The following is a 23085-nucleotide window of genomic DNA, read 5'->3' as shown; positions in this document are numbered from 1 at the left end:
TGCACTTAAGCCACCTGGTGTAATCTGATGTCTCTACTGCAGCGGAGTCCACCATGCTTTTCAAACGCAGTCCGAACGGGATCGACCTCCCGTATCCGTCCGAGATCACGCCGCGCGAGGTCTATGAAGGCCGCCGGCAGTTCATCGCCCGCATCGCCGCCACCGCCGCGGTGGGCAGCGGCATGTGGGAGATGGCCAACCGCGAAGCCTTCGCGCAAGGCGTGAAACTCCCCGCCGCGCGCAACGCGGCCCTGTCCACCCAGGAACAGCAGACTTCCTTCAAGGACGCCAGCTCGTACAACAACTTCTACGAGTTTGGCCTGGACAAGGGCGACCCGGCCGAGAACGCGCACACGCTGCGCACCCGTCCATGGACGGTGACGATCGAGGGCGAGGTGAAGAAGCCCGTTACGCTCGACATCGACCGCATCCTGAAACTCGCGCCGCTGGAGGAGCGCATCTACCGCCTGCGCTGCGTCGAGGGCTGGTCGATGGTGATTCCCTGGGTCGGCTATTCGCTCTCGACCATCCTGAAGCAGGTCGAGCCGACGGGCAATGCGAAGTTCGTCGAATTCACCACCCTGGCCGATCGCCGCCAAATGCCGGGGCTGCGCAGCCCGGTGCTCGACTGGCCGTATGTCGAAGGCCTGCGCATGGACGAGGCCATGCACCCGCTCACCTTGCTCACGGTCGGCATGTACGGCCAGGTGCTGCCCAACCAGAACGGCGCGCCGGTGCGCCTGGTCGTGCCGTGGAAGTACGGTTTCAAGTCGGCCAAGTCGATCGTCAGGATTCGCCTGGTGAGCCGCCAGCCGCGCACCGCCTGGAACGACTCGGCGCCGAACGAATACGGCTTCTATTCGAACGTGAACCCGAATGTCGACCACCCGCGCTGGTCGCAGGCCAGCGAACGCCGCATCGGCGAGGATGGCTTCTTCAAGGCCAAGCGCAAGACCCTGATGTTCAACGGCTATGACCAGGTCGCGTCGCTGTACGGCGGCATGGACCTGAAGAAGTTCTTCTGATGGCCTTCACGCCCTCGCCGAAACAGCTCACGGCGATCAAGGTGGCCGTGTTCGCGCTGGCCTTGCTGCCGTTCCTGCGCATGGCCTGGCTGGTGGTGCGGCAGGTGCCGGTCGAGCCGCTCGAATACCTCACGCGCGGTACCGGCGACTGGACCCTGTACTTCCTGTGCATCGGCCTGGCGGTGACGCCGCTGCGGCGCCTGAGCGGCTGGAACTGGATCATCAAGCTGCGCCGCATGCTGGGGCTGTTCGCCTTCTTCTACGCGCTGCTGCACTTCACCTGCTTCTTCTGGTTCGACCATTTCTTCGACATCGCAGGGATGCTGAAGGATGTGCTCAAGCGGCCCTTCATCACGGTGGGCTTCATCGCGTTTGTCTTGCTGATTCCGCTGGCGGCGACCAGCACCAATGCCATGGTCAGGCGCCTGGGCGGCAAGCGCTGGCAATGGCTGCACCGGCTGATCTACCTGATCGCGCCGCTGGGCATCCTGCATTTCTGGTGGATGAAGGCGGGGAAGAACGATTTCCAGGAGCCGATCATTTTTGGGGTGATCGTGGCGGTGCTGCTGGGGATGCGCGTGTATTGGAAGTACGCAAAGAAGACCGCGATCGCGTAGGGTGGGCGGCTATGCCGCCCACGCGTTCAACTAAAGAACGCGTTACCACAGTGCTGCCGAGATTTGAACGCGTGGGCGGGAAACCCGCCCACCCTACGGGTTACTTCAACATGGACTCGAGGGCAAACAAATCCGCCGGATTCTCGCGCTGGCGAATCACATGCACCGTGTCGCCATCGACGATCACCTCGGCCGCGCGGCCGCGGGTGTTGTAGTTCGAGGCCATGGTCATGCCGTAGGCGCCGGCGGTCATGATCGCCAGCAGGTCGCCCGGCTCGACGTTCAGCGCGCGCTCGCGCGCCAGCCAGTCGCCCGATTCGCACACCGGGCCCACCACGTCGTAGCTCAGCTTGTCGCCTTCGCGCGGGCTGACCGGCTGCACGCCCATCCAGGCCTGGTACAGGGTCGGGCGCATCAGGTCGTTCATGGCCGCGTCGACGATGGCGAAGTTCTTTTCCACGCCCGGCTTCAGGAATTCGATCCTGGTGAGCAGCACGCCGGTATCGGCCACGATCGAGCGGCCCGGTTCGAAGATCACCTTGATCGGCCTGCCCTCATGTTTTTCGGCGCGCCAGGCGTCGATGCGGGCGAACAGGCGGCCCAGGTAGTCGCCCACCGGCACTGGCGGCTTGTCGCCTTCGGCGCCGTAGTTCACGCCCAGGCCGCCGCCGATGTCCAAGTGGTGCAGCACAATGCCTTCGCCCGCCAGGGTGTCGATCAGCTCGATCAGCTTGTCCAGCGCTTCCAGCAGCGGCGCATCGTCCAGCAGCTGCGAGCCGATATGGCAGTCGATGCCGACCACGTCCAGGTTCGGCAGCGCGCTTGCTGCGCGGTAGGTCTCCAGCGCGTCGTCGAAGGCCACGCCGAACTTGTTGGCCTTCAGGCCGGTGGCGATGTAGGGGTGGGTCTTGGCGTCCACGTTCGGATTCACGCGCAGCGAGACCGGTGCGCGCTTGCCCATGCTGCCGGCCACGTCGTTGAGGCGATGCAGCTCGGGGATCGATTCGACGTTGAAGCACAGGATGCCTTTTTCCAGCGCCAGCCGCATCTCGTCGACGGTCTTGCCGACGCCCGAGAAGATGGTCTTGCCCGGGTCGCCGCCGGCCGCGATCACGCGCAGCAGTTCGCCGCCCGAGACGATGTCGAAGCCGGCGCCGGCACGCGCCAGCAGGTCGAGGATGGCCAGGTTCGAATTGGCCTTCATCGCATAGCACACGAGCGCATCGCGGCCGCGGCAGGCATCGGCATAGGCGCCGAAGTTTTCCAGCAGCGCGGTTTTCGAATAGACGTAGGTCGGCGTGCCGAACTCGTCGGCGATGGCGGACAGGGAAACGCTGTCGGCGTGCAGGACGCCGTTCTGGTACTGGAAATGCGACATGGAGACGAGCTTTATTTGGTCGGGGCCGGGACGGAGGCGTTGTTGGATGGAACTGGCTGGGCAGGCAGTGGATTGGCGGCGGCAGTGGCAGCGGGATCCGGCTTGGCGGGCGGATTCGGCATGTAGAGCGGCCCCGTCTGGCCACAGCCGGCCAGGGCGGCAAACACGGCCGCGCTGGAAAGAAGTGCGATGGTGGACTTCACGATTAGAATGGTGGTTTGATTAGCAGACTTTGGAGTGTAGCATGACCGAATCCGAATTTTTGGCGCTGGCCGAAAGCACCCTCGACCGCATCGAGGCCTGCCTCGACAAGCTCAATGACGATGACGTGATCGACGTCGAGTGCAAGCGCAGCGGCAATGTTCTGGAAGTCGAATTCCTCGACAACGCGTCGAAGATCATCATCAACAGCCAGGCCCCGCTGCAGGAAATGTGGGTGGCGGCGCGCTCGGGCGGCTTCCACTACAAGCGCGTGGGCGACCAGTGGCGCAACACGCGTGACGATACCGAACTGTTCGCCTCGCTGTCGCAGTATGTGACGGAGCAGGGCGGGGCGCCGGTGGCGCTGGGCTGAGCCGGAGCTCTCGACATGGCAGCCTGCAGGCTGCCTACGACATGTTCAGGCATACGAAAGACGGCTGCGTGCGCGCGGTGTTCGCGCCGTCGCGCTAAGCGTCAGATCATTTCCAGCGGCATTTTCCGTCTTGGGGGCGGGAAGGCACGATCCAGTGCCGCGATGTCCTGCGGCGACAGCGGTATGTCGAGCGCGCTGCGAAGCTGCCTGACGTGCCGAGGTGTGCCGGCCTTCGGCACCGCGATCGTCGAGTCGTTGCGCAATACCCATCGCAAAGCGATCTGTGCGGGCGTGGCGGAATAGTCTTGCGCAAGACGCAGCAGCTCGGGATTGCCGAGCAGGCGTCCCTGCTCGAGCGGAGAATACGCCATGATGGGAAGTCTCCGCTGCCCGCACCAGGGCATCAGGTCGAACTCGACGCCGCGCCGCATCAGGTTATACAGCACCTGGTTGGTCGCCACCCCATTCCCTCCAGGCAGGGCGGCCAGTTCCTCCATGTCCGGCGTGTCGAAATTGCTGACGCCCCAGTAACGGATTTTCCCCGTGCGCAGCAGTGCATCGAAGGCCTCCAGCGTCTCTTCGAGCGGAATCGCGCCAGGCCAGTGCAGCAGGTACATGTCAAGGTAATCGGTGGCCAGCCGGCGCAGGCTGTTCTCGCAGGCGGCGACCGTTCCACGCCGCGACGCATGGTGGGGCAGCACCTTGCTGACGATGAAGGCATCGGCCCTGCGGCCGCCGAGCGCCTCGCCGACCAGTTCCTCGGCGGCGCCGTCGCCGTACATTTCCGCGGTGTCGATGAGTTTCATCCCGTTGTCGATGGCGAACCGTATCGCATCGAGTTCGTCCTGGCGGCGTTCGGGATGCTCGCCCATGTGCCAGGTCCCCAGGCCGAGCACCGGCACCTGCTCTCCGGAAGGAAGTTGCGTGTTGCGCATGATTGTTCCTGTCATGTTTGAGCCTCCACAGCTGCTGCAGGTCCCACGTCCATCTCACTGTGCCGCTCATGGCTGCTCTCCTGCGATAGCCTTGTTGCGCGGATGGTCGTGACGCGCGGGAGGGACTTTCTGGTGCCTGAAACTGAGGACAGCATAACAAATCACCAGCTCCTTCGCGTAGCGTGCCGGCGAGCCGACACTAGCCAGCCAGACGGTACGGTACGCCATGTGCGCTTCCATGGGGTGCCGTGCCGCGACGATACCGGCAAGCTGAGCCTCGCAGAGACACTACAGGACATCACGGAGATACGGCAATCGATCGAAACGTTGCAGGCGATGTCGCGCACGCTCCTGGGGACGCTGGAAGCCATGGCCGATGCGTTCTACACGCTGGACAGGCAATGGCGGTTCACGTACCTGAACAAAGCGGCCGAGCGGCTGCTGAGGCGCCCGCGCCACGAGTTGCTCGGCAAGGTACTGTGGGATGCGCATCCGGAGCTGGCGGGGACGGATTTCGGGGCGCAGTACGAGTCGGCGATGGAGCGCAGGCAGCCGACTGCGTTCGAGGAATACTATTCCCCGCTGCAGGCATGGAAGGACGTGCGCATCTTCCCCACGGAGGAAGGCCTCGCCACCTTTACCACCGAGCGCGACGTGCTCACCGACCCGAACGACGCCGCGACCGCGCGCACGATCCTTGGGCTAAGCCACACGCTGGGACTGGAAGCGATCGCGGAAGGCGTGGAAACGGCGGACCAGCGGAACTTTCTCGCCATGCACGGATGTCGTGCGTTTCAGGGCTTCCTGTTCGGGAGACCGGTGACGGCGGAGCAGTTCTGAGTGGCTGCCCTTTCTAGGGAGGCGGGATACCTTCGTGCATTGCCTGCTTCAACTGGTTGCGGAGTTCCGGCGTGTCCGGGTGGCCGTGCTGTGCCACGGCGTGCTGGACCGCCACATCCAGCAACTCCTGTTCGCTATCGGCCGCGATCGTCACGCTGCAATTGGTCGTGCTGGGGACGGCGCGGCAATCGATATATTTGCGTGCCATGATGAACTCCTGCTTGCTCCTGATTGATCCGTAGCTGCATCACGCCGTGCCGGAGAAGGGTAGCATCAGCGGCTCGCGCAGCCGGATAATCTGACGCACGTCGTCGGCGTCGATCACTTCGATGCTCCCCAGTCCGGCGGCGCCATGATCGACCCAGACTTCGCGCGGCTTGCGGATCAGGTGATCGAGGCCCTCGACGAGAATTTCGATGAGATCGTTCTTGGGGTCGTAGGTAATGCCCAGCAACTGAATCCACTCCTGCTCGATCTGGGCGCCGATTTGTAGCCCGATCACTTCGATGTCGACCTCCTTGCCGACCAGCTGCGATGTCGACATCTGGTCGAAGGTTTTCTGCCATGCCACTTTATCGAGTTTCGTCGTAGCCATGATGTTTGCCTCTGCATCTTGCTCATTCGCACCGGTACCGCCGGCGCAAGGAACTTACCACCGTAGTCCGATACCCGGTCGTGAGTTTGAGTTTTATCAAGGTACTTGATCGTGCAGGAACCCCAGTATGGCTCAGGGTTGGGTGGCCGACGTGGTTGACACCGATCGAGCGTACCGTCTCGAGAAACCGCAGGACAAAATGCTGGTTGCCGCTGAACGCCTCGATCGGGAAGAGCACACCGAGCTCCGCCATGCTTCCCCCCCAGGGCAGGCTTACCTGCCCTGGTACTCAAATGGCGGCAAGGCCTTCAGTGCATCCTTCGTCGCACCAGGCAAGCTCAGTTTTTTATCCTGGACCTTCAACTGCGCCGCCGGGATGGCAACGTCCCGTTTGCCGATGCCCAGGAAGCCACCCACGCCGATAATGGCATACGAGGCTGCGGGCGACTTGCCATCCTTGCTTGGAGAAATGATCAGGTCGTCGACCTTGCCGATCTTGTCGTTCTTGTCGTTGACCACGGTCTTGCCGAGCAAGTCTCGCTTGGCGCTCCAGCCGACGACAGCCGCTTCCATCTCCACCACGGTGACGCCGAGAGGCGTCGTGCCGGCGACCGGAGCGGCGGGGGGCTGCGCGCCCGACTGCGCCGGCGCCTGTGCCGATGCGACGCCAATCCAGAGGGGAACAAGCGACATCGTTAACACTGCAATCATGCGTTTCATGACGTGTCCTTCCTAGTTAGCCAATTCTTTCAGTTCAAATTGCGGGACGCTTGTGCCCGCGACTCATGCTTCCATGCCGTGTCCCCGTGCGTTTGAAGACGTCAGTAATCCGTAGGACGGGGGGCGGCGAGCTAAGTTCCGGTTTATATCGGACACGTGCCTGATGCCAGTGCGCGAACACGTGGCGGAGCACGCCTCCTAAGGTGGTGCTGCATCCCGGGTCATGGCAGGCAGCGCGGTCATCGAGATCGTCCGGCATCGACCCACAAACGACGATGCCGTTCAGGCTAGCCTGAACGGCATCCGGTTTTTACCAAATGGTCAACAATCAGAACAACTCGTTCCTCACCGCGTCGCGCTGCTTCTGCTCGGCCGGCGCGGGCGGCGGGCCGACGTCGAGCGAATGCACTCCGGTGCCCGGCGGCGTCTCGGCGTAGTAGTACTCGCCATTAGCCAGCACCAGTCCCGGCGGCACTTCGCGTTCGACCATTTCTTCGCCCTTGAGCGCCTTGCCCATGTAGCCGATCCAGATCGGGAGGGCCAGGCCGCCGCCGGTCTCGCGGTTGCCGAGGTTCTTCGGCTGGTCGTAGCCGATCCAGGCGATGCCCACCAGCTTCGGCTGGTAGCCGGCAAACCAGGCGTCGACGGAATCGTTGGTGGTGCCGGTCTTGCCAGCGAGGTCGGTGCGCTTCAGCGACATCGCCTTGGTCGCGGTGCCGTAGCGCACCACGTCCTTGAGCATGCTGTCGACCAGGAAGGCGTTGCGCGCGTCGATCACGCGGTTGGCCTCGATCCCGGCGCGCTCCGGACGCGCTTCCGACAGCACCTTGCCGTCGCTGTCGGTCACCTTCGAGATGATGTAGGGGCTGATGCGGTAGCCGCCGTTCGCGAACACGGCGTAGGCGCCGGCCATCTGCAGCGGTGTGGTCGCGCCGGCGCCCAGGGCCAGCGTCAGGTAGGCAGGGTTGCGGTCGGCGTCGAAGCCGAAGCGGGTTGCGAATTCCTGGCCGTAGCGGGCGCCGATCTTGTTCAGGATGCGGATCGAGACCATGTTCTTCGACTGCGTCAGGCCGCGCCGCATGGTCATCGGGCCTTCGTACTTGTTGTCGTAGTTCTTCGGTTCCCAGGCCTGGCCGCCGGTCTGGCCGGCGTCAAAACTGATCGGGGCGTCGTTGATGACCGTCGCCGGCGACAGGCCGCGCTCGAGCGACGCCGAATAGATGAAGGGCTTGAACGAGGAGCCCGGCTGGCGCCACGCTTGCGTCACGTGGTTGAACTTGTTGCGGTTGAAGTCGAAGCCGCCGACCAGCGCACGGATCGCGCCGTCCTCGGTGCTGGCCGCAACGAAGGCCGATTCCACTTCCGGCATCTGGGTGATGACCCATTTCGATTCGTCGTCCTGCATCGCGCGGATCACGGCGCCCCGGCGCAGGCGGCGGTTCGGCGCCGCCTTCTCGGACAGCCAGGACTTGGCGAAGGACAGGCCCGGACCGCTGATCTCGATGGTCTCGCCCGAGGCGATGGTGGCGGTCACCTTCGACGGCGAGGCCTGCAGCACAATGGCTGCAATAAGATTGTCGCTGTCGGGATGTTCGGCCAGCTCGGCCTCGATGGCTTCATCCGCTTCGGTCTTGTTCTTCGGTATGTCGATATACGACTCCGGCCCGCGATAGGCCTGGCGCCGCTCGTAGTCCATCACGCCGCGGCGCACCGCCAGGTAGGCCGCGTCCTGGTCGGCCTTGGTGATGGTGGTGAACACGTTCAGGCCGCGCGTGTAGGTGTCTTCCTTGAACTGCTCGTAGACCAGCTGGCGCGCCATCTCGGCCACGTACTCGGCGTGCACGCCGAAGGCGGTGCTGTCGGTCTTGATCTTGAGCGGCTCGTCCTTGGCCTGCGCGTACTGGGCGTCGGTGATGTAGCCGAGCGAATGCATGCGCTGCAGGATGTATTGCTGGCGGGTCCTGGCGCGGGTCGGGTTGACCACCGGGTTGTAGGCGGACGGCGCTTTCGGCAGGCCGGCCAGCATCGCGGCTTCGGCCACGCTGATGTCGCGCAGGTCCTTGCCGAAGTAGATCTGGGCCGCCGACTGGAAGCCGAAGGCGCGCTGGCCCAGGTAGATCTGGTTCATGTAGAGCTCGAGGATCTGGTCCTTGCTCAGGTTCTTCTCGATCTTCCAGGCCAGCAGCGCTTCATAGGCCTTGCGCTTCATGGTCTGCTCGGACGACAGGAAGAAGTTGCGCGCCACCTGCTGGGTAATGGTCGAGGCGCCCTGGCGCGTGCTGGTAGTGGCGTTGCGGAACGCCGCGCGCAGGATGCCCCAGTAGTCGATGCCGCTGTGCTCATAGAAGCGGTCGTCCTCGATCGACAGCACCGCCTTCTTCATGACGTCCGGGATGTCCTTGAAGCGCACGAGGGTGCGGCGTTCCTCGCCGAATTCGCCGATCAGGACGTTATCGGCGGTGAAGATCCGCAGCGGCATCTTCGGCCGGTAGTCGGTAATGGTGTCGAGCGCGGGCAGGTTCGGATAGGCCATCGCGAGCGCGAACACCAGCACCAGGACGCCGATGACCGCCAGGCCGCTGAGGGCGCCGAGCGCCATCAGGATCAGGCGCTTTGGACTGTATTTCGATGCGCCCGCCTTGGACGCTTGTTTCTCTTTCATGCTGGCTTTCGCTTGGTTGAACCGCCTCATTATAAAGCAGCCGTTTTATGCCCGATACACGTATGGCTGAGCCCAAACTTAAGTCTTCACACGATAAACAATATCAAGGCGGAAACGGTCGTAGCAGGGGTGATAACACTCTCTGCCAGAGTGTGGCGCGGACGCGCCGGATTAATGTGTTCCCTCATAGAAATATCTTGTCTGGGTGAATCCTTTTCGCTACGATCTAACGCGGTGCCTCATATATATGCACTAAGCAACGGTTTTAACAGAGAAATCCCCCAAGCGGGCGTTCAATACTTATCCCGCATCAGTGGGAAGGGCAGCCGAGGAGTACGCTCGTGATCAATCTAGGTTCCTTGTTCGGAAAATCCAGCCCGCCGCTGGCCGGGCTCGATATCAGCACTTCCAGTGTTCGCCTGGTCGAGCTGGAAGATGCCGGCAAGGGTGTGTTCCGTCTGGAGCGCTATGCCGCCGAACCGCTGCCGCGTGGCGCGGTCGTGGACGGCAACATCGAAAACATCGACCAGGTGGCCGAGGCCGTGCGCCGCGTCTGGAAGAAAAGCGGCACCAAGGCCAAGCATGTGGCGCTGGGCATGCCGCCGGCCGCGGTCATCACCAAGAAAATCATCCTGCCTGCCGGCCTGTCGGAAGACCAGCTGGAAGTGCAGGTGGAGTCGGAAGCCAGCCAGTACATCCCGTTCGCACTCGATGAGGTCAGTCTCGACTTCGACGTGATCGGCCAGGCCCCGGCCTCGAGCGAAGACATGGAAGTCATGCTGGCCGCGGCGCGCCGCGAGAAGGTCGAGGACCGCGTGGCGATTGCCGAAGCGGCCGGCCTCACCGCCACCGTGATGGACATCGAATCCTACGCCGCGCGCGCCGCGCTCGGCCGGCTCACGCAAGATCATCCGGGCGCCAAGCCGGGCCAGATCGTGGCCCTGTTCCAGATCGGCGCCCAGGCCACCCACGTGTCGGTGCTGCAGGACGGCGACACCATCTACGAACGCGAGCAGCCCTTCGGCGGCAATACGCTGACCCAGGACATCGTGCGCGCCTACGGCCTCTCGTTCGAGGAAGCGGAGAACCGCAAGCGCGCCGACGACCTGCCGGAGAACTACCGCGCCGAGCTGCTTGCGCCCTTCCTGGAAAGCGCCGCGCTGGAAGTCACGCGCGCGATCCAGTTCTTCTTCACCTCCACGCCCTACACCCGGATCGACCAGATCTACCTGGCCGGCGGCTGCGCCGCGCTGCCGGGCCTGCTCGAACTGATCGGCAGCCGCAGCCGCATCCCGAGCAGCGTCGTGGCGCCGTTCGAAGGCATGTCCTACGGCCCGCTGGTGCGCGAACACCAGTTGCGCCAGGAAGGCGCGGCCTACCTGGTGGCCTGCGGCCTGGCCCTGCGGAGGTTCGGCTGATGATCCGTATTAACCTGTTACCCCACCGCGAAGCCAAACGCAAGCAGAAGCAGGCGGCGTTCGTGGCCATGCTGGCGGCGGGCGGCGCGGCCGGCGCCGCCGTGGTGCTGCTGGTCGGCGCCTACAATGCCAGCCGCATCTCGGTCCAGAACGAACGCAACCTGGTGCTCAAGCAGGCCAGCGCGGAACTGGACAAGAAGATCGGCCAGATCAAGACCCTCAAGGAAGAAATCGAGGCCCTGAAGGCGCGCCAGCAGGCGGTCGAGGACCTGCAGAGCGACCGCAACCAGCCGGTCTACCTGCTCGACGAACTGGTGCGCCAGACGCCGGACGGCGTGTACCTGAAGTCGTTCCGCCAGGACGGCCAGAAGGTGACGCTGAACGGCTACGCCCAGTCGCAGGAGCGGGTCGCCGAACTGCTGCGCAACGTGTCCGGCGCCTCGCCGTGGCTGGAGCACCCGAATCTGACCGAAGTACGGGTCGCTACCGTGGGACAAGGAAAGGCCAGCCGCAAGGTGGTCGAGTTCCACATGGTCGTGGCGATCAAGCGCCCGGGCGAAAAGGATGCGGACGCCAGGACCGGCACCGGCGTGCCGGCGCAAGGCGCCGCCAAGGCAGCGGGAGCACCATGAATATCGATCTCAAAGACCTCGGCGCCCAGCTCGCCGCGCAATTCCAGGACCTGCAGGGCCGCCAGCCTGGTCAGTGGCCGCTGGCCCCGCGCCTGCTGTGCGCGGCCGGCGTGATGGCTGCCGTCATCGGCCTCGGCTACTTCTTCTACTGGGACGGCCAGTTCATCGAACAGGAAGCCGGCGCCGCCCAGGAAGCCAGCCTGCGCGACGAATACCGCATCAAGATGGCCCAGGCCATCAACCTCGACGCCCTGCAGGCCCAGAAGGCGCAGGTGGACCAGTACGTCGTCCGCCTCGAGAAGCAGTTGCCGAGCAAGTCGGAAATGGCGGACCTGCTGTCCGACATCAACCAGGCTGGCGTCGGCCGCGGCCTGCAGTTCGAGCTGTTCAAGCCGGGCCAGGAAGTGATCCGCGATTACTACGCCGAGCTGCCGATCGACATCAAGGTGACCGGCAAGTACAACGACGTCGGCGCCTTCGCCGCGGACATGGCCAACCTGCCGCGCATCGTCACGCTCAACAACATGGTCCTGAGCACGAAGGAGGGCGCGCTGCAGCTGGAGGCGGTGGCCAAGACCTTCCGCTACCTCGACTCGGACGAGATCGGCGCGCAGAAGAAGGCGCGCAAGGACAAGAAGACCAAGGGAGGGGCGGCCAAATGATGCGTACATTAATCGCATTCGGCGTGCTGGCGCTGCTGGCGGGCTGCGGCGACGGCGACGTCCAGGAAGTCCGCGACTGGATGAAGCAGATCGAGCGCGAGACCGTGCCGGCGGTGAAGCCGCTGCCGGAGCCGAAGGAATTCGTTCCCTACGCCTACAATCCGGGCGAAGCGGTCGAGCCGTTCAGCGACGCCAAGCTGGTCAATGAAATGGCAAGGGTGGCGGCAAGCAGCACCGACCCGCTGCAGCCGGACGACAGCCGTCCGCGCGAGGTGCTCGAGAACTACCCGCTCGACACCATGCGCATGGTCGGCACGCTGCAGAAGGGCGGCGTCAGCTACGCGCTGGTGCAGATCGACGCGCAGCTCTACAGGATCAAGGCAGGCCAGCGCATCGGACAGAATCACGGGTTGGTCACGCGCATCAGCGACGGCGCGATCGACATCAGGGAAGTTATGCAGGACGCCACCGGCGACTGGGTCGAGCGTAAGGCGACGATCGAGCTGGCGGAAAGCAAGGAGAGCGGGAAATGAGCCCAGGCATGAACACGCAACACATTCGCACCATCCGCATCACCATGCCGGCCTGGCTGTCGCGCTGCGCGCGGTCTGCCCGGATCGTGCTGCCGGTGCTGCTCGCGCTGGGCGCGGCCGCTGCCCAGGCGCAGGTGCCCGTGAACGCGATCGAATCGATCACCGCCAACCAGCAGGGCGCCAACGTGGTCCTGAACATCGCCATGCGCGAGGCGCCCGCCAAGCCGCCGATCGGCTTCTCGATCACCAACCCGGCGCGCATCGCGCTCGACTTCGGCGCCACCACCAATGCCACCGGCAAGGCGTCGCAGGACATCAACCTCGGTGACGTGCGCAGCGTGAACGTGGTGCAGGCCGGCGAGCGCACCCGCCTGGTGCTGAACATGGCGCGCGCCCTGAACTACGCCACCGCCATCGACGGCAAGTCGGTGATCGTCACCGTCGAGGGCTCGGGCGGCGTGGCCCAGGCCGTGAACGCGTCCGGCTTGCCGGTGTCGGGCAATGTGCCGCCCGCTGCCCGTCAGACCTTGCGCGACCTCGACTTCCGCCGCGGCAGCAATGGCGAGGGCCGCGTGGTGGTCGACCTGCCCAACGGCCAGGTCGGCGTCGACGTGCGCCAGACCGCCAACGGCGTGATCGTCGACTTCCTGCGCACCGGCCTGCCCGAATCGCTGCGCCGCCGCCTCGACGTGACCGACTTCGGCACCCCGGTGTCGCGCGTGACCACCGCCATTCAGGGCGAGAACGTGCGCATGACCATCGAAGCGAAAGGCGCATGGGAACAGTCGGTGTACCAGAGCGATACCCAGCTGATCGTCGATGTGCGCCCGGTCAAGGAAGATCCGAACCGTCCGGGCGGCAACGCCGCCGGCTACCGCGGCGAGAAGCTGTCGTTCAACTTCCAGAACGTGGAAGTGCGCGCCGCGCTGCAGGCGATCGCCGACATCTCGGGCCTGAACATCATCACCAGCGATTCGGTCACCGGCAACCTGACCCTGCGCCTGCGCGACGTGCCCTGGGACCAGGCGCTCGACGTCGTCCTGCAGGCCAAGGGCCTGGACATGCGCAAGAACGGCACCGTGCTGTGGATCGCGCCGCGCGAAGAACTGCTGACCAAGGAAAAACTCGAGCTCGAACAGCGCGCCCAGATCGCCGACCTCGAACCGCTGCGCTCCGAGATCTTCCAGCTGAACTACCAGAAGGTCGAGGCCTTCCGCACCGTGTTCGGCCTGGACGCCAACGGCGCCGCCTCCGCCGAGGCCGGCAACCAGAACCGCGTGCTGTCCAAGCGCGGCAGCGCCATCATCGATCCGCGTACCAACCAGCTGTTCGTGACCGACGTCGCCGCCAAGATCGAAGACATCCGCAAGCTGATCCTGAAGACCGACGTCGCATCCAAGCAGGTGCTGATCGAGGCGCGCCTGGTGGAAGCCAACGACGGCTTCTCGCGCAACCTCGGCGCCAAGCTGGGCTTCGCCGACCTGCGCGGCGTGCGCGGCGGCGATGCGGGATGGCAGGTCAAGGGCAACGAGCGCGTCGCCATCGGCGGCAACCTGCAGGGCGTGGGCCAGGTCACCGGCCAGACCCCGGACGAGGGCAATGCCTGGACCAATACCACCATGGTCAACCTGCCGGCCGCGCCGATCGGCGGCATCAACCCGTCCTCGCTGGCCTTCAGCCTGTTCAACTCGGCCGCCAACCGCTTCCTCAACCTGGAACTGTCGGCGCTGGAAGCCGACGGCAAGGGCAAGATCATCTCGAGCCCGCGCGTGGTCACCGAAGACAAGCAGGTCGCCGTGATCGAACAGGGTATCGAACTGCCGTACCAGGTCGCCACCAGCAGCGGCGCGACCTCGATCACCTTCAAGAAGGCCAACCTGCGCCTGGAAGTGACGCCGCAGATCACCCCGGACGGCAACGTCGTGCTCGAGGTCGACGTCAACAAGGATTCGAAGGGCGAGGAGACCCGCGCCGGCCCGGCCATCAACACGCAGCACGTGAAGACCAAGGTGATGGTCGAGAACGGCGGCACGGTGGTGTTGGGCGGCATCTACCAGCAGACCGAGCGCAACAACGAGACCAAGGTGCCGTTCCTGGGCGACGTGCCGCTGGTCGGCTACCTGTTCAAGACGACCGGCCGCGAAAGCACCAAGACGGAACTGCTGGTGTTCATCACGCCGAAGATCGTGACGGACGCCGCTGCCGGCCGCTGAGCCGCAACCCCTGTTCAATAATCAAAACAAACGCTATCACATGAACGAGAACACTCTGTACAAGCGCGGCGGCCTGGCCCTGCTGCTGGCGGCAACGCTGTCGGCCTGCGGCGGCGGCGGCGGTAATCCGGGCAGCACCGGAAACAGCGGCGGCACCGGCACCGGCGGCACCCCGACCACGCCGACCACCCCGACCACGCCGGTCACCAGCGACCCGAAAGTCAGCCTCGCGCTGACCGACGGCAGCGGCGCCGCCATCACCTCGCTGTCCGGCGGCCAGAGCGCGTCGGTCAAGGCGACCGTGCTGGACGCGGCCGGCAAGCCGGCCGCGAACGTCATCGTCAAGTTCGCCGCCAGCGAGACCGCGCTGGTGAGCTTCACGCCGGCGAGCGCCTCGGCGCTGACCGACGCCAATGGCGTGGCCGTTGTGTCGGTCAAGCCGGCCAGCGTCGATTCGGCCGGCGCGACGGCGATCACCGCGACCTCGGTGGTGGAGAGCAAGACCGCCACCGCCACCAGCAATATCGCGGTCGGCGCCGCCCCGCGTACGGTTGGCACACTGGCCTTCATGCCCGCGCCGACCGGCACGTTGCCGGCCTTCAGCACCGTCGCGCTCCGCATTCCAGTGTCGAGCGGCGGCCAGCCCGCGACCGAGGCGCCCGGCATCGTCATGAGTTCCGTGTGCGTGGGTGACGGCACCGCGACCCTGGTTCCGGGCAGTTTTGCCAACGGCATCCAGACGGCCACCTATACCAACAACGGCTGCCTGCGCGGCACTGACCGCATCACGGTCTCGATCGGTAATTCCTCGCAGAGCATCGACATTCCGGTCGGCGCCGCCAACATCGGCGCCATTCAGTTCTCCGGCAGCAGCGTGTCGGGAAGCTCGATCGTGCTGAAGGGTTCGGGCGGCCAGGGCCGGACCGAGGCGGCCCAGATCAGTTTCCGTGTCGTTGACCAACACGGCAATGGCCTGCAGGGCGTGGACGTGGACTTCAGTCCCACCACCAGTACTGGCGGCCTGTCGGTATCGCCGGCGCGCGCCACCACCGATTCCAACGGCAACGTCATGACCATGGTGTCGTCAGGTACGATCCCAACGCCGGTGCGCGTCATCGCCGAAGCCAGCCGCAACGGCGTCAAAATCAGCGGCCTGTCGGATACCCTCACCATCTCGACCGGCTTGCCGATGCAGAAGTTCATGTCGATGAGCGCCGACAAGTACAACCTCGAGGGCCGTTACGATAACGAGATCAGCAGGATCACCGTCCTGTTGGCCGACCAGTACGGCAACCCGGTGTCGGATAACACCGCCGTCAACTTCGTTACCGAAGGCGGCGCAGTCGGCAGCTCCGCTCAGGGCGCCTGCGTCACCTCGAACGGTGGCTGCACCGTCGACCTGCGCACCCAGGATTTTCGGCCGCGCGACGGCCGAGTCACCGTACTTGCCTATGTCCAAGGTGTCGAGAATTTCATCGATGAGAACGGCGACGGCCAGTACACCTGCCGTGGCTACACTGGCGCCTCGCCTTACCGTCCATTGGTGGATGTCTGCCCGGCCGGCACTGGTGAAAAATTCCCTGATGTGGCCTCTGGTCTGGAAGGCGACATGGCCGACGCTTTCCTCGACGCCAAGCCGGGCGATGGCGGGTACGATGCCAACAAGGGCGATCTGCCATTCCCTTACAATCGCAGCAGCTACAGTGCCGCCGGCGACGGCAAATGGGGGCTGAACTACATCCGCCGTTCGATCGAGATCACGTTCAGCGGTTCGGATGCCAAGCTGACGCGCCAGGTATGCAGCGGATCGACCTGCCGCGACTGGACTGCCGCCGATGGCGACCCGACAATCATCTCGGGCGTCGCAGGAGCAAGCTGTTCCGAGCAGCGTCTCTCGTTCCGTCTGTTCGACGACAACAATAATCCCTTGCCTGTTGGTACCAGCGTGACGGGCGGCGATGCGAACAAGCTGTCCTTGTCGGAGTTCTTGCCGAACGTCGTCGCCTCGACCAACGCCGCCGGCGGCACGATTCACCATGTGACCATCAAGCCGGACACCGCCTGCGCTGCCGGCAGCGTCGTGGTTCGTGTGGCGACGCCAAAAGGCCTGGTCAGCGCATTCACGTTCAAATCCAACTAAGTTCACCGCGCATTTTTTGGTGTAATGGAAGGCGGCCAGTCTATACTGGCCGTCTTTTTTTATTTCTGCGGACCTGGCAGTGCCTCATCCCAAGAACAACAATATCTTCCTGGTCGGCCTGATGGGGGCGGGGAAGACCACCATCGGGCGCCAGCTGGCGCGCAAGCTCGGCATGCGCTTCGTCGATTCCGACCACGAGATCGAGGCCCGCACCGGCGCCACGATCCCGTGGATCTTCGAGATCGAGGGCGAGGGCAGTTTCCGCCGGCGCGAGGCGGACATGATCCGCGAGCTGAGCGCGCAGGACGGCCTGGTGCTGGCCACCGGCGGCGGCGCCGTGCTGCACCCGGCCAGCCGCGCGCTGCTGGCCGAGCGCGGCACCGTGATCTACCTGCGCGCCTCGATCGGCAGCATCCTGCAGCGTACCGCGCACGACAAGAACCGCCCGCTGCTGCAGACCGCCGACCCGCGCGCCAGGCTCGAGGAGCTGCTGGCCCAGCGCGACCCGCTGTACCGCGAGATCGCGGACCTGGTCATCGATACCGGCCGACCTAACGTACAATCGATGGTACAGACCATTTTGGACCAGCTCGCCGCCCAGGAAGCCGCTTATGCGTCGGCCCAGGCGCGCCGGCTGGCAAGCGACCCGATGAACGCAATGAACCGACAGGCACCCACCATCCTCAACGTCGAGCTGGGCGAACGCAGCTACCCGATCACGATCGGCCCCGGGCTGCTGGACGACGCGGCGCTGCTCGCGCGCCACATCGACGGCGGCAAGGCCGCCATCGTCACCAACACCACCGTCGCGCCACTGTACCTGGCGCGCGTGGCCGGCGCCCTGCGCGCCGCCGGCCGCGAGGTGGTCGAGATCGTCCTTCCCGACGGCGAGGAGCACAAGACCTGGCAGTCGCTGAACCTGGTGTACGACGCGCTCTTGGGGGCCAAATGCGACCGCAAGACCACGATCGTGGCGCTGGGCGGCGGCGTGATCGGCGACCTGGCCGGCTTCGCAGCCTCCAGCTACATGCGCGGCGTGCCGTTTGTCCAGGTGCCGACCACGCTGCTGTCGCAGGTCGATTCCTCGGTGGGCGGCAAGACCGGCATCAACCACCCGCTCGGCAAGAACATGATCGGCGCTTTTTATCAGCCGCGCGCCGTGATCGCCGACACCGCCACCCTCGACACCTTGCCGCCGCGCGAGCTGGCGGCCGGCCTGGCCGAGGTGATCAAGCATGGCGCCATCCTCGACGCCGCCTACTTCGACTGGATCGAGGCCAACATCGCCCGCCTGGCGGCGCGCGAGCCGGAAGCGATGGCCTACGCGATCGCGCGCTCCTGCGAGATCAAGGCCGAGGTGGTGCGCAAGGACGAGCGCGAAGGCGGCCTGCGCGCCGTGCTCAATTTCGGCCACACCTTCGGCCACGCGATCGAATCGGGCCTGGGCTACGGCAACTGGCTGCACGGCGAAGCCGTCGGCTGCGGCATGGTGATGGCCGCCGACCTGTCGGCGCGCCTCGGGCTGGTCGACGCGGCCACGGTGGAGCGGGTGCGCAAGCTGGTGCAGGCGGCCGGCTTGCCGGTCGTGGCGCCGAACCTCGGCCATGCGCGCTGGATCGAGCTGATGGCGGTGGACAAGAAGAACGAGGGCGGGGCGATCAAGTTCATCCTGCTCAAGCCCCTGGGCAGCCCGTCGATCACGACGGTGCCACCGGACGTATTGCGGGCCACGCTCGACGCCTGCGTCGCCAAGGAGTGAATGCTATGGACTTCGACGCGCGCCTTGCCCCCTATGCAGCCCATTCGTCGAAGTCGCGCGGCCGGCAGTTTCCGGAACCGCCGGCAGGTTCGCGCAGCGAGTTCCAGCGCGACCGCGACCGCATCATCCACTCGACCGCCTTCCGCCGGCTCGAGTACAAGACCCAGGTCTTCCTGAATCACGAAGGCGACCTGTTCCGCACCCGGCTCACGCACAGCATCGAGGTGGCGCAGATCGGCCGCACCCTGGCGCGCAGCCTGCAACTGAACGAAGACCTGGTCGAGGCCTGTGCGCTGGCGCACGACCTCGGGCATACGCCCTTCGGCCACGTGGGCCAGGACGTGCTCAACGAGTGCATGAAGGACTACGGCGGCTTCGAACACAATCTGCAGAGCCTGCGCGTGGTCGACCAGTTAGAGGAGCACTACGGCGCCTTCGATGGCCTCAACCTCAGCTTCGAGACCCGCGAGGGCATCCTCAAGCACTGCTCGCTGAACAATGCGCGCCAGCTGGGCGCACTCGGCCAGCGCTTCATCGACCGCACCCAGGCCAGCCTGGAAGCGCAGCTGACCGACCTGGCCGACGAGATCGCGTACAACAACCACGACATCGACGACGGCCTGCGCTCGGGCCTGCTGACGATGGCGCAGATGGAAGAAGTCGACTTGTTCGCGCGCCACCGGCACGCGGTGGAAGCGCAGTATCCGGGCTTGCCGGGACGGCGCGCGCTGTACGAAACGATCCGCCTGATGATCACGGCGATGACGGCCGACCTGGTCGAGACATCGAGGGCCCTGCTGAAGGAAGCGGCTCCGGCGAGCATCGACGACGTGCGCACCGCACCGCCCCTGATCCGCTTCTCGCCGCAGATGCGGGCCGAGACCACGGCCCTGAAACGCTTCCTGTACGCGAACCTGTACCGTCACTTCCAGGTGAACCGCATGCGCGTGAAGGCCAGCCGCATCGTGCGCGAGCTGTTCGAGGCCTTCCTGGCCGACCCGGTGCTGCTGCCGGGCGACTACCAGGTCGAGAACGATCCGATGGGGCAGGCGCGCAAGATTGCGGACTATATCGCGGGCATGACCGACCGCTACGCGATCCGGGAGCACCGGCGCATTTTCTCGCTGGACCACTTCTGAGGCAAGCGTCGTCGATCATTCGTAGGGTGGGCGGCTCTACCGGTGACATGCCGAACCGCTCTGTGTGCGCCGCCCACGCGTTCACATCACGTTAATTCGGCCCGCGCGTCTGTTCTTCCGCTTGTTGAACGTGGGCGGCGCTACCGTTCGTGCTGATCGCATCGCTGGGTGGAGCCACCCACCCTACGAACAGCGGGTTGCGCCTCGGAGTTACCCGAACAAGCCCGGCGTCCCCAGCTCCACCAACAGCTTCTTGACCGGCGCCGGCAGCGGCGCGTCGCCGATCGTGTGCAAATCCCACCACAGGTGCCGCCCGGTGGCGCCGCCGCGCGCCGACAGGCGCACCTGCCACGGCGCGATGTGCAATTTGTAGTGCGTGAACACGTGCACCAGCGGACGCAGCGGCTCCACTTCGTCCACCGTCCCGAGCTGCGCCGCCGCGGCGGCCACGTCGGAAGGTGGAACCGCCTCCACATCCACGCCAAGGTGCCCATCCACTTCCGGCAGCGATAGCAAGCCGCCCCAGATGCCGCTGTCGGGGCGCTGTTCCAGCAGCACCTGCCCGCGATCGATGATCACCAGCAGCGCCGCACGCTTTTCCGGCGTCGCCTTTTTCGGCTTGCGCACCGGCAGCTCCGCCGTGCGGCCGGTGGCATACGCGACGCAGCGCGCCTGCAAGGGGCAGCGTTCGCAAGCGGGGCGGCTGCGCGTGCACAGGGTCGCGCCCAGGTCCATCAGGCCCTGGGTGTACGACTCGATGCCCTGTTCCGGCAGCAGCGCATCGGCACGGCGCCACAGCGCGTCCTCGACCCGCTTCTCGCCCGGATAGGCGTCGATGCCGAATACCCGCGCGAACACGCGCTTGACGTTGCCATCCAAGATCGCCGCGCGCGCACCGCTTGAAAACGCGGCGATCGCGGCCGCCGTCGAGCGGCCGATGCCGGGCAGGTCGGCCAGCAGCGCCGGGTCGCCCGGGAACACGCCATCGTAATCCTGCACGATGCGCCTGGCGCAGGCGTGCAGGTTGCGCGCCCGTGTGTAGTAACCCAGGCCGCTCCAGTGCGCCATCACGTCTTCCGATGGCGCCTCGGCCAGTGCGTGCACGGTGGGGAAGCGTTCCAGGAAGCGCGCGTAGTAGCCGAGCACCGCGGCCACCTGGGTCTGTTGCAGCATGATCTCCGAAAGCCAGATGCGGTAGGCATCGGTCGTGTTCTGCCAGGGCAGGGCGTGGCGGCCGTGGCTGCGCTGCCAGTCGATCATCGCTTGCGAGAAGCTCGGGTCGGCCAGTTGGTCGAATTCGCTCATCCCGAATTCAGTCAGGCGTTTCATGGCGCCTCCAGGCTGGCGAGGACCCGGTCGGCCATGCCGGCCAGATGTGACCGCGTGTCTTCCAGCGCCGCCTGCGTGGTTTCAAAAGCCGCGATCTTCTGTTCCAGGCTGTCGGTGGCATCGTGAATGCGCTGGATCGAGGCCTGGCGCTGGCGCAGGCCGTCGCGGTGCTGGCGGATCGCCGTCTCGAGCGGGGCCATGATCACCTTCAGCCAGGCTTCGGCGTCCAGGTTGGCGGCGCGGAAGCTGTGGCGCACCCGCGAGGCGATCGAATCGAAGAAGCGCTCGAGCAGCGTGGCGCGGCTGGTCATGAGCAGGGTGGCGGTGCCGAACTGCTTCAGGAACAGCGCTTCGACCTCATCGAGCTCGCGGCGGTAGCGCTCGAGCGACAGGGAGATCGGGCTGCTCAGAGACATGCCGTGCTCGGCCGAGAACTTGCGGATCATGCTGTCCATCATGGCGCCGATTTCAAGGACCTTGCCGGACGAGGCGTCCAGGTTGGCGCGCATCGCCTCGAAATAGCTGCGCACCGGGGCGCGCATGCCGGTCGCGAAGCGCGACGCCTGCATCGCGGCGCGTACCGCCTCGGTCTGTTCGCGCACGGTGTCCATGCCCAGCGTCGAGTACAGCTCGGTGGACAGGCGCGCGAACACCGCGCGCGTGCCCTGCAACTTGACCAGGCTGGCGTCGAATTCCTTTTTCTCCAGCTCGACGCGGCGCACCATGTGCGCGATCACGCCCTGGTTCTTGCCGCGCAGGCTTTTCAGCTCTTGCAGCTGCTCGAGCAGGTCGCGGGTGCGCGCCGCGCCCAGGGCCTGGCGGCCAGCGGCCAGCACGTCGAGGTCGTCGCGCAGCTGGCGCTGGACGATCTCGCGGCGCGCCGGAATCAGGTCGTGGAACAGCGCCGACTCCAGCTGGCCCAGGCGGCTTTTTTCAAGCAGGGCCATGTCGCCATTGATCTTGCCGACCAGGGCCTTCTGCGCCGACACCGGATACACGCGCGCGCTGTCCAGGCCCAGCAGCCGGGCTGCGGATTCCTGCTGGCGCGCGATCTCGGCCTCGTTTTCCTCGGGCGAGCGCAGTTCGTCCCACATCGCGTCGATCTTGTTCAGCACCGCCAGGCGGCCCGGCCCGGCGCCGATGTGGGTCTGCCAGACCTCGATGTCGCTGCGGGTGACGCCGGTCTCGGCGGCCAGCACGAACAGCACCGCATGCGCGTTCGGGATCAGCTTGAGCGTCAGTTCCGGCTCGGTGCCGATGGCGTTCAGGCCCGGCGTGTCGAGGATCACCAGGCCCTGCTTCAGGAGCGGGTGGGGCAGGTTGATGATGGCGTGGCGCCACTGCGGGATCTCGACCGTGCCGTCCGGTTCCAGGCTGGTGGCGCTGCCCGGGTCTTCCGGGTCCCACAGGCCGTAGCCCTGGGCTTCGCCGGCCGGCACGCGGCGCGTCTGGCTCACCTGGCGGAAGGCCTCGGCCATGCGCTCAGGCAGATCGAGTTCGAGCGGCAGCACGGTCCAGGCGGCCCTGTTTTCGCCGCTTTCTTCCTTGTAATCGCTGGTGGAGAGGTGCCCGAGCCGGGTTTCGATCGGCAGCAGGCGGATGCAGGGCGGCAGCGCCGGGTCGTACAGCAGCTCGGTCGGACACATGGTGGTGCGGCCGGCGCTGGACGGCAGGATGCGCTGGCCGTAGTCGGCGAAGAAGATCGCGTTGATCAGCTCGGTCTTCCCGCGCGAGAACTCGGCCACGAAGGCCACCGACAGGCGGTCGCCGCGCAGGCGCGCCAGGGCCCGCTCGAGCTGCTGCTCGCCGGCGCCGTCGATCAGCCCGGCCTCGCGCAGCGCGGCGCCGTAGCCCTCCAGCGCCTGCGTAACGGCGGCGCGCCACGCGCCATACTGTTGAAAATCCTGCATCGTT

At 65.6% G+C, this 23085-nt stretch carries 20 protein-coding genes and 2 pseudogenes; 13 read left to right on the top strand and 9 right to left on the bottom strand.

Annotated elements, in window-relative coordinates:
• Positions 1–53: 53 nt before the first annotated feature.
• Together msrP and msrQ are read left to right on the top strand one after the other, a co-directional pair.
• A complete protein-coding gene (msrP, locus tag AC56LU_RS06425) occupies positions 54–1025 on the top strand; it encodes a protein-methionine-sulfoxide reductase catalytic subunit MsrP (protein WP_497174779.1) in 972 nt (323 codons plus the stop codon).
• Positions 1025–1642, top strand: a complete 618-nt coding sequence (msrQ, locus tag AC56LU_RS06420) for a protein-methionine-sulfoxide reductase heme-binding subunit MsrQ (RefSeq protein ID WP_497174778.1) — start codon at positions 1025–1027, stop codon at positions 1640–1642. Before msrP ends, msrQ begins: the two co-directional genes overlap by 1 nt.
• A 100-nt stretch (positions 1643–1742) precedes the next feature.
• On the opposite strand, the gene lysA is transcribed toward msrQ, so the two are convergent.
• Complete coding sequence (gene lysA / locus AC56LU_RS06415) at positions 1743–3020, bottom strand: diaminopimelate decarboxylase (RefSeq protein WP_497174777.1); 1278 nt, start codon at positions 3018–3020, stop codon at positions 1743–1745.
• A gap of 11 nt (positions 3021–3031) precedes the next feature.
• Positions 3032–3223 (bottom strand): LPS translocon maturation chaperone LptM, encoded by a 192-nt coding sequence (gene lptM / locus AC56LU_RS06410; protein WP_497174776.1) that lies wholly within the window; start codon positions 3221–3223, stop codon positions 3032–3034.
• A gap of 41 nt (positions 3224–3264) precedes the next feature.
• Here lptM and cyaY point away from each other — a divergent pair, with 41 nt between their 5' ends.
• Positions 3265–3594, top strand: coding sequence for an iron donor protein CyaY (gene cyaY / locus AC56LU_RS06405; protein ID WP_497174775.1), 330 nt, complete (start codon positions 3265–3267; stop codon positions 3592–3594).
• A gap of 101 nt (positions 3595–3695) precedes the next feature.
• On the opposite strand, the gene AC56LU_RS06400 is transcribed toward cyaY, so the two are convergent.
• The gene (locus AC56LU_RS06400) at positions 3696–4529 is read right to left on the bottom strand and encodes an aldo/keto reductase (RefSeq protein ID WP_497174774.1); all 834 of its coding nucleotides are present in this window, start codon (positions 4527–4529) and stop codon (positions 3696–3698) included.
• Positions 4530–4631: 102 nt separating this feature from the next.
• Between AC56LU_RS06400 and AC56LU_RS06395 the strand changes: the two are divergent.
• Together AC56LU_RS06395 and AC56LU_RS06390 are read left to right on the top strand one after the other, a co-directional pair.
• A pseudogene (locus AC56LU_RS06395) lies at positions 4632–5132 on the top strand (PAS domain-containing protein); the annotation flags it as partial.
• 45 nt (positions 5133–5177) lie between these two features.
• Positions 5178–5369: pseudogene (locus AC56LU_RS06390) on the top strand (EAL domain-containing protein); the annotation flags it as partial.
• 13 nt (positions 5370–5382) lie between these two features.
• Here the strand turns inward: AC56LU_RS06390 and AC56LU_RS06385 are convergent.
• The 4 genes from AC56LU_RS06385 to AC56LU_RS06370 form a co-directional block, all read right to left on the bottom strand.
• Entirely contained in the window at positions 5383–5577 is a 195-nt protein-coding gene (locus AC56LU_RS06385) for a DUF1059 domain-containing protein (RefSeq protein WP_497174773.1), read from the bottom strand.
• A 39-nt stretch (positions 5578–5616) separates the two neighbouring features.
• Positions 5617–5964: a DUF5335 family protein gene (locus AC56LU_RS06380; protein WP_497174772.1), complete on the bottom strand. Its 348-nt coding sequence runs from the start codon at positions 5962–5964 to the stop codon at positions 5617–5619.
• A gap of 273 nt (positions 5965–6237) precedes the next feature.
• A complete protein-coding gene (locus AC56LU_RS06375; RefSeq protein ID WP_497174771.1) occupies positions 6238–6684 on the bottom strand; it encodes a PRC-barrel domain-containing protein in 447 nt (148 codons plus the stop codon).
• A 328-nt stretch (positions 6685–7012) separates the two neighbouring features.
• Positions 7013–9346, bottom strand: a complete 2334-nt coding sequence (locus AC56LU_RS06370) for a penicillin-binding protein 1A (RefSeq protein ID WP_497174770.1) — start codon at positions 9344–9346, stop codon at positions 7013–7015.
• Between the two features lie 341 nt (positions 9347–9687).
• On the opposite strand from AC56LU_RS06370, the gene AC56LU_RS06365 reads away from it, so the two are divergent.
• The 8 genes from AC56LU_RS06365 to AC56LU_RS06330 all read left to right on the top strand — a co-directional run bounded on the left by AC56LU_RS06365 (position 9688) and on the right by AC56LU_RS06330 (position 19842).
• Positions 9688–10764 carry a pilus assembly protein PilM gene (locus AC56LU_RS06365; protein ID WP_497174769.1) on the top strand — a complete coding sequence of 359 codons (1077 nt, stop codon included), beginning with the start codon at positions 9688–9690 and terminating at the stop codon, positions 10762–10764.
• Positions 10764–11396, top strand: coding sequence for a PilN domain-containing protein (locus tag AC56LU_RS06360; RefSeq protein WP_497174768.1), 633 nt, complete (start codon positions 10764–10766; stop codon positions 11394–11396). The genes AC56LU_RS06365 and AC56LU_RS06360 overlap by 1 nt, the downstream gene beginning before the upstream one ends.
• Positions 11393–12058 carry a type IV pilus inner membrane component PilO gene (locus AC56LU_RS06355; RefSeq protein ID WP_497174767.1) on the top strand — a complete coding sequence of 222 codons (666 nt, stop codon included), beginning with the start codon at positions 11393–11395 and terminating at the stop codon, positions 12056–12058. Before AC56LU_RS06360 ends, AC56LU_RS06355 begins: the two co-directional genes overlap by 4 nt.
• On the top strand, positions 12055–12591 hold the full coding sequence (locus AC56LU_RS06350; RefSeq protein ID WP_497174766.1) for a pilus assembly protein PilP: 537 nt from the start codon (positions 12055–12057) through the stop codon (positions 12589–12591). Before AC56LU_RS06355 ends, AC56LU_RS06350 begins: the two co-directional genes overlap by 4 nt.
• Before the next feature lie 8 nt (positions 12592–12599).
• A complete protein-coding gene (locus tag AC56LU_RS06345) occupies positions 12600–14804 on the top strand; it encodes a type IV pilus secretin PilQ (protein ID WP_497174765.1) in 2205 nt (734 codons plus the stop codon).
• Positions 14805–14844: 40 nt separating this feature from the next.
• Positions 14845–16944, top strand: coding sequence for an Ig-like domain-containing protein (locus AC56LU_RS06340; protein ID WP_497174764.1), 2100 nt, complete (start codon positions 14845–14847; stop codon positions 16942–16944).
• A gap of 121 nt (positions 16945–17065) precedes the next feature.
• Complete coding sequence (gene aroKB / locus AC56LU_RS06335; protein ID WP_497175131.1) at positions 17066–18703, top strand: bifunctional shikimate kinase/3-dehydroquinate synthase AroKB; 1638 nt, start codon at positions 17066–17068, stop codon at positions 18701–18703.
• A gap of 5 nt (positions 18704–18708) precedes the next feature.
• Entirely contained in the window at positions 18709–19842 is a 1134-nt protein-coding gene (locus tag AC56LU_RS06330; RefSeq protein WP_497174763.1) for a deoxyguanosinetriphosphate triphosphohydrolase, read from the top strand.
• 210 nt (positions 19843–20052) lie between these two features.
• Here AC56LU_RS06330 and mutY read toward each other — a convergent pair whose 3' ends face one another.
• Together mutY and AC56LU_RS06320 are read right to left on the bottom strand one after the other, a co-directional pair.
• Complete coding sequence (gene mutY, locus AC56LU_RS06325; RefSeq protein WP_497174762.1) at positions 20053–21171, bottom strand: A/G-specific adenine glycosylase; 1119 nt, start codon at positions 21169–21171, stop codon at positions 20053–20055.
• Positions 21168–23081, bottom strand: a complete 1914-nt coding sequence (locus tag AC56LU_RS06320) for a dynamin family protein (protein WP_497174761.1) — start codon at positions 23079–23081, stop codon at positions 21168–21170. Before AC56LU_RS06320 ends, mutY begins: the two co-directional genes overlap by 4 nt.
• Positions 23082–23085 lie beyond the last annotated feature (4 nt).

This window comes from Telluria sp. PB2R4 (assembly GCF_059685695.1).
This window is presented reverse-complemented; position numbering and strand designations above follow the sequence as displayed.